Source organism: Streptomyces sp. MB09-02B (assembly GCF_033794485.1).
In the GTDB taxonomy this organism is placed as follows: domain Bacteria; phylum Actinomycetota; class Actinomycetes; order Streptomycetales; family Streptomycetaceae; genus Streptomyces.
In genome coordinates, this window is record NZ_JARGEE010000343.1 from 1 (window position 1) to 10,023 (window position 10,023).

10 protein-coding genes are annotated in these 10,023 nt (G+C 71.6%); 4 read left to right on the forward strand and 6 right to left on the reverse strand.

What is annotated here, in order from left to right; all coding sequences use genetic code 11:
- Positions 1-156: 156 nt before the first annotated feature.
- A complete protein-coding gene (mgrA, locus tag P1P70_RS33605) occupies positions 157-1,155 on the reverse strand; it encodes an L-glyceraldehyde 3-phosphate reductase (protein ID WP_319244557.1) in 999 nt (332 codons plus the stop codon).
- Positions 1,156-1,282: 127 nt separating this feature from the next.
- On the opposite strand from mgrA, the gene P1P70_RS33610 reads away from it, so the two are divergent.
- Positions 1,283-2,170, forward strand: coding sequence for a LysR family transcriptional regulator (locus P1P70_RS33610; RefSeq protein WP_319244559.1), 888 nt, complete (start codon positions 1,283-1,285; stop codon positions 2,168-2,170).
- A gap of 2 nt (positions 2,171-2,172) precedes the next feature.
- On the opposite strand, the gene P1P70_RS33615 is transcribed toward P1P70_RS33610, so the two are convergent.
- Positions 2,173-3,699, reverse strand: coding sequence for a helix-turn-helix domain-containing protein (locus P1P70_RS33615; RefSeq protein WP_319244561.1), 1,527 nt, complete (start codon positions 3,697-3,699; stop codon positions 2,173-2,175).
- Between the two features lie 251 nt (positions 3,700-3,950).
- Between P1P70_RS33615 and P1P70_RS33620 the strand changes: the two genes are divergently transcribed.
- The 3 genes from P1P70_RS33620 (at position 3,951) to P1P70_RS33630 (ending at position 5,690) form a co-directional block, all read left to right on the forward strand.
- Positions 3,951-4,571 carry a hypothetical protein gene (locus tag P1P70_RS33620; protein WP_319244563.1) on the forward strand — a complete coding sequence of 207 codons (621 nt, stop codon included), beginning with the start codon at positions 3,951-3,953 and terminating at the stop codon, positions 4,569-4,571.
- A 64-nt stretch (positions 4,572-4,635) separates the two neighbouring features.
- Positions 4,636-5,097 (forward strand): hypothetical protein, encoded by a 462-nt coding sequence (locus P1P70_RS33625; RefSeq protein WP_319244565.1) that lies wholly within the window; start codon positions 4,636-4,638, stop codon positions 5,095-5,097.
- 86 nt (positions 5,098-5,183) lie between these two features.
- The gene (locus tag P1P70_RS33630) at positions 5,184-5,690 is read left to right on the forward strand and encodes a mycothiol transferase (protein ID WP_319244567.1); all 507 of its coding nucleotides are present in this window, start codon (positions 5,184-5,186) and stop codon (positions 5,688-5,690) included.
- Positions 5,691-5,915: 225 nt separating this feature from the next.
- Here the strand turns inward: P1P70_RS33630 and P1P70_RS33635 are convergent, their stop codons facing one another.
- From P1P70_RS33635 to P1P70_RS33650, 4 genes are all read right to left on the reverse strand, one after another.
- Positions 5,916-6,992 (reverse strand): adenosine deaminase, encoded by a 1,077-nt coding sequence (locus P1P70_RS33635; protein ID WP_319244569.1) that lies wholly within the window; start codon positions 6,990-6,992, stop codon positions 5,916-5,918.
- Between the two features lie 55 nt (positions 6,993-7,047).
- The gene (locus tag P1P70_RS33640; RefSeq protein WP_319244571.1) at positions 7,048-7,443 is read right to left on the reverse strand and encodes a VOC family protein; all 396 of its coding nucleotides are present in this window, start codon (positions 7,441-7,443) and stop codon (positions 7,048-7,050) included.
- A gap of 162 nt (positions 7,444-7,605) precedes the next feature.
- Positions 7,606-8,889 carry a hypothetical protein gene (locus P1P70_RS33645; RefSeq protein WP_319244573.1) on the reverse strand — a complete coding sequence of 428 codons (1,284 nt, stop codon included), beginning with the start codon at positions 8,887-8,889 and terminating at the stop codon, positions 7,606-7,608.
- Positions 8,890-9,037: 148 nt separating this feature from the next.
- Positions 9,038-9,925, reverse strand: coding sequence for a glycoside hydrolase family 19 protein (locus P1P70_RS33650; RefSeq protein ID WP_319244575.1), 888 nt, complete (start codon positions 9,923-9,925; stop codon positions 9,038-9,040).
- Positions 9,926-10,023: the final 98 nt, after the last annotated feature.

Genomic DNA, 10,023 nt, shown 5'->3' on the forward strand with positions numbered 1-10,023 from the left:
GGACGGTGGGGGCTGGTCGTGCAGTTCCCCGCGCCCCTGAAAAGCAGGGGCTGCGCCCCGTACTTTTCGGGCCGAAGGGCCGTAGGCCCTCAAGGGGCGCGGGGAACTGCGCGACCAGCCCCCACGCCCCCGCAGATGACCGAGGCGGACGAGGGGCTAGCCCTTGCCCTCGATGATGGCGTCGATGCGGGCCAGCTCGTCCGCCTCGAAGTCGAGGTTGGCGATGGCGCCGACGCTGTCCTCGATCTGGCGGGCGCTGCTCGCGCCGACGAGGGCGGAGGTGACCCGGCCGCCGCGCAGCGTCCAGGCCAGAGCGAGCTGGGCGAGGGTCTGGCCGCGGGACTTGGCGACCTCGTCGAGCGCGCGCAGCCTGCCCACCAGGACCTCGGTGACGGCCTCGGAGTTCAGGAACGGGCTGTCGCTCGCCGCGCGGGAACCCTCCGGGATGCCGTCGAGGTAGCGGGCGGTCAGCAGGCCCTGCTCCAGCGGGGAGAAGACGATGGAGCCGACCTGCAGTTCGTCGAGGGCGTCGAGCAGGCCCTCGCTCTCGGGGCGCCGGTCGAGCATCGAGTAGCGCGGCTGGTGGATCAGGAGCGGGGTGCCCAGCTCGCCCAGGATCCGGGCGGCCTCGCGGGTCTGCTCCGCCGAGTAGTTGGAGACACCGACGTACAGCGCCTTGCCCTGCTGGACCGCCGAGTGCAGCGCGCCCATCGTCTCCTCCAGCGGAGTCTCCGGGTCGGGGCGGTGCGAGTAGAAGATGTCGACGTGGTCGAGGCCCATGCGCTTCAGGCTCTGGTCGAGCGAGGAGAGCACGTACTTGCGCGAGCCCCACTCACCGTACGGGCCGGGCCACATCAGATAGCCGGCCTTGGTGGAGATGACCAGCTCGTCGCGGTACGGGGCGAAGTCGGACTTCAGGGCCTCGCCGAGGGCCGACTCGGCGGAGCCGGGCGGCGGGCCGTAGTTGTTGGCCAGGTCGAAGTGGGTGACACCCAGGTCGAAGGCGCGGCGCAGGATCGCGCGCTGCGTCTCGACGGAACGGTCGGGGCCGAAGTTGTGCCACAGGCCGAGCGAGAGCGCGGGAAGCTTGAGGCCGCTGCGTCCGGTGCGCCGGTAGGGCATGTCCGCGTAGCGGTCGGGGTGTGCGGTGTACAACGCGACTCCTGAGGGGTTGGCACGGGGGGACCAGAGTCCCTGAGAACCGGTGTCCACTCTTTCGCGACCTGGGGGCATTGGTCCAACAGAAGAATCCGATGGGATTCAGCGCCTACGCTTCTCAGTCATGGAACTCCGTCACCTCCAGCACTTCGTCGCGGTCGCCGAGGAAGAACACTTCACCCGGGCCGCCGAACGGCTGCTCGTCTCCCAGTCGGGCCTGTCCGCGTCCGTCCGGGCCCTGGAGCGCGAGCTGCAGACGCCGCTGTTCGTGCGGACGACCCGCCGGGTGATGCTCACCCCCGCCGGGCGGGCGCTGCTGACCGAGGCCGAGCGGATCCTCGCGCAGGTGCGGTCGGCGCGGGAGGCGGTGGCCGCCGTGCAGGGCGTGCTGCGGGGCATGCTGGCGGTGGGGTTCGAGCAGTGTGTGGCCGGACTGAACGTCGCGGGGCTGCTGGCCTCGTTCCGCCGCCGCCACCCGGATGTGGAGATCTGCCTGCGCCAGGCGGGCTCGGGCGCGCTGGCCGAGGAGGTCGCAAGCGGCCGCCTCGACCTGGCGTTCGCCGTGCGGGCGGCGCAGAAGGACACCGACCAGCTGCGGGTCGTACCGCTGTCCAGCGAGCCGATGACCGTCCTGTGCCACCCGAGTCATCCCCTCGCCACCGCCGACGCCGCGGTGACCCCCGAGGAGCTGGGCGGCGAGGTTTTCGTCGACTTCCACCCGGACTGGGGTCCGCGCCGGACCACCGACGCGGTGTTCGCCGCCGCCGGTGTCCGCCGGACGGTCGCCCTGGAGGTCAACGACGTGCACAGTCTGCTGGAACTCGTCGAGGAGAACCTCTGCGTCGCCGTCGTCCCGCGCCACTTCCGGTACAAACGCGACTCGCTCGTCCCGCTCGCCGTCAAGGGCACCGGCGAGACCGTGTACGAGACGGTCGCCCTGCTGCCGCCGCCGCAGGCCATGAGCCCGGCGGCGCGCGCCCTGATGGAGCTCCTCGATCCGCCGCCGTCCTGAGGTCAGCCGGTGACGGGCACCCACCCGCGGTTCACGGTGTCGTACTCGTAGCGCGGCAGCCCCTTGACCGCGGTCGTGCGGAACGGGCTGCCCCCGTCGTCGATGCGGACCGTGCCGGTACGGCCCTCGGAGGACCAGTCCAGCTCCAGGTACCAGCTGCAGTCACAGGTCTCGGTCTCGGCGGAGACCTTCAGCACCTCCGGGTCCGTGGCCGACACACTGTACGGAAACCGCACGGCGGGGATCCGGACGTCCAGGTCGGCGCCGTCCACCGAGCGGGCGATCGGCCGGTCCTTGTCCAGGTCCACGTCGAAGTACCGGGGCGTGACCCGTCCGCCGCAACCCCCGCCCATACCGTAGGCGTTGCCCTCGACGGGAGTCGTGCGCCCGACGACGCGGACCCGCAGCGCGGTCAGGACGACGGCCGTGGACTTCCGCCCCTGGACCGTGATCTCCACGATCGTGTTCCGGCCGTGCACCCCCCGCTGCGTCGCGGCCCAGACCTCCCCGTCCTGCGGCGCCGGTGGCGGGGGCACCTCCTTCGGCGGCTTGGCGACAACGTAGTCATGAGCGCAGCCGGAAGCCCAGAGCTGGGAGTTCGCCGTCCAGGTGAGGGGCACGCCGGTGGCCGGCGACTTCCGCTCCGCGGTGTCGTCGTCCGTGGTGGGACCGGTCGCGCGCTCGGTGGGCGTGGGCACGGGCGAGGGTGTGCCCGAAGGGCTCTTGGTGTCGGTGCTGTCCGGCGTGGGTGACGGGCTCGTGGGCGCGGTCGACGGGCGCTGGGCTCCCGCGGTCGTACGGGAGGGGGTCGGCTCGCCGCCCCGTGCGCTGTCGTCCGCCGGTGAACCCCCGGACGGCAGCGCGGCGAGGCTGCCCAGCGTCGCGATGAGCACCGCGGCGACCGCCGCGCTGACGAGGGTGCGCCGACGGCGGTGCCAGGGGCGGCGGGACGAAGGCGCCGACGTGAGCGCGGCGACCGGGTCGGCGGACTCGGCGGAGTCGGCGGAGTCGGCCGGCTCGGTCGGCTCGACCGGGTCGGCGGATTCGACCGGCTCCGTGGGCTCGGCCGAGCCGGCGGGCTCTGCCGACTCGTCAGACGGCTCGGCGGACTCGGCGGAGTCCGGGAGTTCCACGGGATCGGCGGGATCGGCGGACTCGGCGGCGGCGACGCGTCGGACCTGATCGGCCGGAGCAGCCGGAGCAGCCGGAGCAGCCGGAGCAGCCTGTCCCGATGTCGTCGCGGCGGCGGCCTCTCCCCCACCCGTACGCGCCCGCTGCCGCGCCGCCACCGCCGGCAGCCACAGCCGGTGCAGTTCGAGCCGCTCCGCACCGGTCGCCCCGCAGAGCGCGGCGAAGCGTTCGACGGGCGCGAAGTCGAGCGGGACGGTGTCACCCGCGCAGTAGCGGTGCAGCGTCGAGGTGTTCATGCCCAGGCGCCGGGCCAGCTGCCCGTAACTGCGGTCCGTGCGTTCCTTGAGACGCGTGAGCGCTTCCGCGAACTCCCGTACGTCGTCCGGTGCTGCCGACACTGTTCTCCACGTCCTCCCCGTCCCGGGACGGCGTCCCAGGCACTCCCCGTACTTGCACGTCAGAAGGGCTGGGATGGTTCCAGGGCCGCGCATCGGATGTCGGCCGTTGCGCTCACGCCCAGTGACGGCCGATGCTCTTGGTGTCGCACCGACCAGGGCCGGACGGACCATCCGGCGTCGTCGGCGAAGCGGCGCCACTCATTCCATGTACTCGTCAGTACTCGTCAGTACTCGTTCACGGGGGACGTTCCATGCCCAAGCACACCCGAGCCCGTACGCTCACCGCACTCGTCGTGGGGGCCGTCACCGCGGGCTCCGCACTCGCCGTCGGCGCCGTTCCGGCCGCCGCCGCGAAGGCGAGCGGCGCACCGAAGTACCTGTCGGCCTCCGAGCTCCCGCCGCACCCCTCGTCCTCCTGGACGGCGGGCAGGATCGAGGACGGCGTCCCGGAGGAACTGCAGTACTGCCTGGGCGACGCGTTCCTGGCGTACGACATCAACCACCGCTCCTTCCGGACGGACCTGGAGACCAGCGCCCGGCAGGTCGTCGTCGTCACCGGCAGCGACAGCAAGGCCAAAGCCCTCGCCGCGCGGCTGAACAAGGACTTCGAGAACTGTGTGAGCGAGCCCTCCGACCCGGACGTCGAGGCCGAGTACCGCGACCTCGGGACGCTGCCCGTCGAGGAGGGCGCCCGCGTCCACGGCGTGGCCACGGTCACGTCCTGGGGAGCCATGGACATCAGCCTCCTGTCGGTGGGCCGGGACGGCCGGACCGTCACCGTCGTGGACTGGGGCCAGATGGGCGGCTTCAAGGACGCGCCGGTGAAGGCCTTCAAGAAGACGACGACCACCGCCGTCAACAAGCTCCGCTGACCGACAACCGACGACGACTGACCGGCACCAGCCACCTCAGCACCGGAAAACGGGGACCACAGACATGACCAGCACGCGCACCACCCGCCGTACGGCGCTGGCGGCGGGCCTCGCCCTGGCCCTCGGCCTCGGCGTGACGGCCACGGCATCGGCCGGCGGCCCACGCACCGTCACCGGCGAGCCGACCGACCCGATCACCCGCATCGCCGACTTCTACGGCGCCTACATCGACGCCCAGAGCACGGAGGGCGGCGGGCAACTCGCCGAAGAGCTGCGGGAGTTCTACCTGACGCCCGCTCTGCAGAAGGAGCTCAAGGCCTGGGAGAAGAAGAACAACGCGGACGGTGTGCTGCGCGCCCAGAACACCCCGGTCCAGTGGAAGGTGACCGACAACGGCACCGCGAACTACACGGAGGCCGGTATCACCTTCACCTGGGGCAACGGCAAGACCACCAAGCTGGTCGTCGACATGACCCGCGACCTGAAGATCTTCCATATCGGCACGAAGGGTGCCGCGGGAAGCTGACGGGGGCCGCGCAGCGCCGGGTCGGGGGACCGGCGCTGCCGGGCGGGGGCGGTGCGGGCGCGGCTCCGATGCCCGATGGTGGACGTATGGATGTGAAGGACGTTCTCATCGACGCGTACGGCCGGATCAAGGAGGAGGTCCACGCCGCCGTGGACGGGTTGTCCCCGGCGGAGCTCCATGCCCGCCCCGCCCCCGAGGCCAACTCCGTCGCCTGGCTGGTCTGGCATCTCACACGGATCCAGGACGACCATGTGGCCGACGCCGCCGGGCTCGACCAGGTCTGGCTGTCCCAGGGCTGGGAGAAGCGCTTCGGACTCGCACTGCCGCCCCGGGACACGGGCTACGGGCACGGCGCGGCGCAGGTCGCCGCTGTGCGGGTCGCCTCGGGTGACCTGCTGACCGGTTACTTCGACGCCGTGCACGCACAGACGGTCGAGTATGCGCGCGGGCTGGGCCCCGACGACCTGGACCGCGTGGTGGACGAGCGCTGGACCCCGGCCGTCACCCTCGGCGTACGCCTGGTCAGTGTCCTGGCCGACGATCTCCAGCACGCCGGCCAGGCGGCGTACGTACGGGGGCTGCTCGGACAGTAGAACGGCGAGGCGCTCCGCTCCCGGGCCCTGCTGCCCCGCGACATGCCGCCCAGCCCTCGCTGTCGCACGCGCTTCGTGGTGGAGTCCATCGCGATGTCCCAGTCGATCTCCCCGCGGGGTCGACCGTGGCCTGGACCTCCTGCAGCAGCCGTTCCCAGGTACCGTCGGCCGACCACAGTCGGCGTCGTACGTCGGCCCGTTCGTGCCGGGCGTCGATGGCGCGGCTCAGCGGTCGGACGCCGCCGCGTAGCCCGGGAGTACCACGTCCTCGATGAGGGCGTTGCGCTCGTCGAACGGGATGAAGGCGCTCTTGAGGGCGTTGACGGTGACCGTGCGCAGGTCGGCGAGGGTCCAGTCGGCCTCGTCGACGAGCAGGGACATCTCGCGGGTCATGGTGGTGCCCGAGACCAGGCGGTTGTCGGTGTTGAGGGTGACGCGGAAGCCGAGGTCCCGCAGGGCCGTGATCGGGTGCTCGGCGATGGACGTCGCCGCGCCGGTCTGGAGGTTGGAGGTGGGACACATCTCCAGGGCGATCCGGCGGTCGCGCACCCAGGCGGCGAGGCGGCCGAGCTTGCCGTCCACGATGTCCTCGGTGATGCGCACGCCGTGGCCGATGCGCTGGGCGCCGCAGACCTGGAGGGCCTGGTGGATGCTGGGCAGTCCGTGGGCCTCACCGGCGTGGATGGTGAAGGGGACGCTCTCGCGGCGCAGGTGCTCGAAGGCGGCCAGGTGGTCGGCGGGCGGGAAGCCGTCCTCGGCGCCCGCGATGTCGAACCCGACGACGCCCGCGTCCCGGAAGGTCACGGCCAGGTCGGCGGCCTCACGGACGCGGTCGAACATCCGCATCCCGCACAGCAGGGTGCCGACGCGGACCGGGGTGCCCTGTGCCGCCGCCTTGGCCATACCGGCGGCCAGGCCCTCCTGCACGGTCTCGACGACCTCCGGCAGAGTCAGTCCACCGTTGACGTTCAGCTCGGGGGCGTAGCGCACCTCGCCGTAGACGACACCGTCCGCGGCCAGGTCGAGGACGTACTCCTCGGCCGCGCGCAGCAGGCCCTCACGGGTCTGCAGCACCGCGAGGGTGTGCTCGAACGTGGCTATGTACCGCACCAGGTCACCGGAGTTGGCCGCCTCGTAGAACCAGGCGGCGAGGCCCTCCGGGTCGGTCTCCGGCAGGGTGTGGCCGACCTCCGCCGCGAGCTCCACGAGCGTGGCGGGGCGCAGACCGCCGTCGAGGTGGTCGTGCAGGACGGCCTTGGGCAGGCGGCGGATCACTTCGGTGTCTATGCGCGTAGCACTCATGACGTTCGTTCCTCGGCAGGTGGTGCGGTGGGGTGGGTCGAGAGGTGGGGACGGATCAGTCGGCGGCGGGCTGGAGGAGGTCCCAGCGGTTGCCGTACAGGTCCTCGAAGACGGCAACGGAGCCGTACGGCTCGTGGCGCGGCTCCTCCAGGAACCTGACGCCCGCGGCCCGCATCCGGGCGTGGTCGCGGGCGAAGTCGTCGGTGTGCAGGAAGAACCCCACGGGACCGCCGGTCTGGTCGCCGATCCGGCCGCGCTGCGCCTCGTCCCTGGCGCGCGCCAGCAGCAGTCCGCCGCCCTGCCCCTCGCTCCCGGGCTCGACGACGACCCAGCGGGCGCCGTCGGGCCGCGGTTCGTCCTCCACGAGCCGGAAGCCGAGTGCCTCGGTGTAGAAGCGGATGGCCTCGTCGTAGTCGTCGACCACGAGGGTGACCAGGGCAATGCGTCTCATCGGGGCCTCTCGGGTCGCTCGGGGTTCCCGGGAGGTTATACGTAACACGCATCGGACGCAAGTGACGTTCCACCCGTACGTCCGAGAGGCCCCCGACAGAGGACTGGGACCCCTGCCTCGCAGGGGTCCCAGTCCTCTGTCGGGGAGGGCAGCAGCCCGCGATCACTCGCCCGGTGACGCCTTGCGCAGGGTGGCGATGCAGGTGCTCAGTGCCTGCTGGAGCTCCTCCAGGCGCTCCAGCATGTCGTCCTCGTAGATCGCGTCGAGGTCGACGGCGTCGTCGAGGGTCAGCTCCTCGAAGACCTTCGTGGCCTTCTGGAGGCTGCTGTAGAACTTGGTCCGCCGCTCCTGCACCCGCAGCTCGGGATTGGACTCGACGGTCTGGACGACCAGCTCCTTGACGGTGTCGTAGGCCTCCGTAGCCCACTCGCCGGTGTCCTCGTCGTCGTCGAGCTCGTCGATGAGGGACAGGTGCCGCTCGGCCTCGGCGCGCAGTTCGGCGGTGGCGTCGATCACCTGCCCGGCCGGGGTCTTGACCTGCCCGTTCTCGACGATCTGCCGGACGTACCCGATCCGGCTGGCCGCCTGGGTCTCACTGGCGACGGCCTTCTTCAGTTCGTCGGTGCGGGCGATGTCGCGGGCCAGCTCCGTCTGGAGGGACGGGTCCTCCTTGAGGCGGTCCAGCAGCGCGGTGCGGGCCGCCTGCGCGGTGGAGGGGTCGGCGAGGATCGCGGCGCGCAGCGCGGTGGGGTTCTCGGCGACCTCCAGCGCCTTGGTCGGGCGGACGCCCTCGGCCTCGGCCGCCGCCGTGATCGCGGTGCCCCGGTCGGAGGTCGCGCTGGAGCGGGAGCTGTAGTACGACAGCCACACGTCCGAGTCCGGGAGGTCGATCTCCTCCCCGGGGGCCAGCGCCTCGAAGTGCGGGACCATACCGTCGTCGGCCGCCTTGTCCCAGGCCTTGTAGTACCGCATGACCCGCTCCGGCGAGCATCCCGCCAGCTCGGCGAAGTGCTTCGCCGACACCTTCGGCGTCTCGCCCGCCAGTTCCCCGCCGGGCCGTACGCTCCGCGCCACCTTCAGCGCGAAGGCCCAGCCGCCGGTGCGCGCGTACACTCCGAACTCCCGCGCGTCACGCGCGACTTGCTCGTCCACGACGTCGAACGGGGTGTCGTCGCCGGACACCTGCTGCTCGGAGGCCCCGTCGGCGGCCAACTGCGCGGGGACCTCACCGGACGCGTGCGCGGGAACCTCGTCGGCCACCGGCTGTGCGGGAGCCGTCTCGCCGGAGGGCTGTGCCGGTACCTCGGGTGCGGGTGCGGCCTCGGCGGTCCGTCCCTCCACCGCTCCGGGCTCGACCCAGAAACCGTCGTCCCCGGTCGGCGCGGTCGCGGGCGTCTCGTCGGCGGGCGGTACGGCCGATGCGGAGTGGGCGGTGGCTACGCTCACGGGTGACTCTCCCGGGTGGTGACGGACGGCAGGGACAGAACTGGCAGCCTATATGAACCCGTTGGTGCCGCTTTGCCTGGACACCCCCGCGGTCGCGGCCCGGCTGCCGCAGTCTCCCACGCAGCCGGGCACCCAGGACGGGGTTCCGTCAGCAGTACAGATTGCCGCCCGCCGACGTGCCGAGGATCTGGACGAACCGCTGGTACGCGCTGACCCGGCTCTGCACCTGCGCGGGGTTCTTGCCGTCGCACTCCAGCGAGCCGTTGATGCTGCGGATGGTGTGCCCGAAGCCGGCGCCGTTGACCATGGCGTTGTGTCCGGTCATGGAGCCGGGACCGGTCTGGGTGTTCCAGTACCAGAGGGCGGTCTTCCAGGCGACGGCCGCGTCGTTCTGGACCAGCCAGGGGTTACCCAGAAGGTTCAGGCCGAGTGCGTCGCCGGCCGCCTTGTAGTTGAAGTTCCAGCTGAGCTGGATGGGGCCGCGCCCGTAGTAGGCCGCCTGTCCGGCCGGACAGCCGTACGGCCGACCCCAGTCGCAGTAGGTGGGGTAGTTGGCGGTGTTCTGCTCGACGATGTGGACGAGGCCGCCGGTCTCGTGGTTGACGTTGGCGAGGAACGCCGCCGCCTCCCGCTTCTTGACGGTGTCGCTGCCGGTGGTGGCGAAGGCCGGGAAGGCGCTCATCGCCGCCCGCAGTCCGCTGTACGTGTAGAACGAGTTCCGGTTCGGGAACATCTGGTTGAACTGCGCCTCGCTCACCACGAACCCGGAGGGGTTGGTGGGGCCGTTCTCGCAGGCGTACGGCTCCCAGTACCAGGTGCTGATGATGGGGTCGTACCCCGGGTTGGCGTGCTCGGCGATGTACGCCCGGCCGTCGGTGTAGCGCACGATGTCGCCGGTGACGTAGGACCGGCCCGCCACCCAGTTCGCGTAGCTCGAACAGGGGGCGGCGGACGCGCTCAGGGCGGGCAGCAGCAGGGGGGTGGAACCTCCGATGACCAGCACGGTCAGCAGGGCGGATATACGGCGCCTCGACACGTGAACAACTCCTTCGTGGAGCACGGCCGCACCCGGGCGAGGGCCCGGAGGCATGACCGGGACGCACCTCGCGCGCACGGGCCGGGGATGCCGGCCAC

Coding starts and splice junctions, on each gene's coding strand:
- P1P70_RS33610 (WP_319244559.1), top strand. CDS start 1,283: ATGGAACTCCGTCACCTCCAGCACTTCGTCGCGGTCGCCGAGGAAGAA.
- P1P70_RS33620 (WP_319244563.1), top strand. CDS start 3,951: ATGCCCAAGCACACCCGAGCCCGTACGCTCACCGCACTCGTCGTGGGG.
- P1P70_RS33625 (WP_319244565.1), top strand. CDS start 4,636: ATGACCAGCACGCGCACCACCCGCCGTACGGCGCTGGCGGCGGGCCTC.
- P1P70_RS33630 (WP_319244567.1), top strand. CDS start 5,184: ATGGATGTGAAGGACGTTCTCATCGACGCGTACGGCCGGATCAAGGAG.
- P1P70_RS33635 (WP_319244569.1), bottom strand. CDS start 6,992: ATGAGTGCTACGCGCATAGACACCGAAGTGATCCGCCGCCTGCCCAAG.
- P1P70_RS33640 (WP_319244571.1), bottom strand. CDS start 7,443: ATGAGACGCATTGCCCTGGTCACCCTCGTGGTCGACGACTACGACGAG.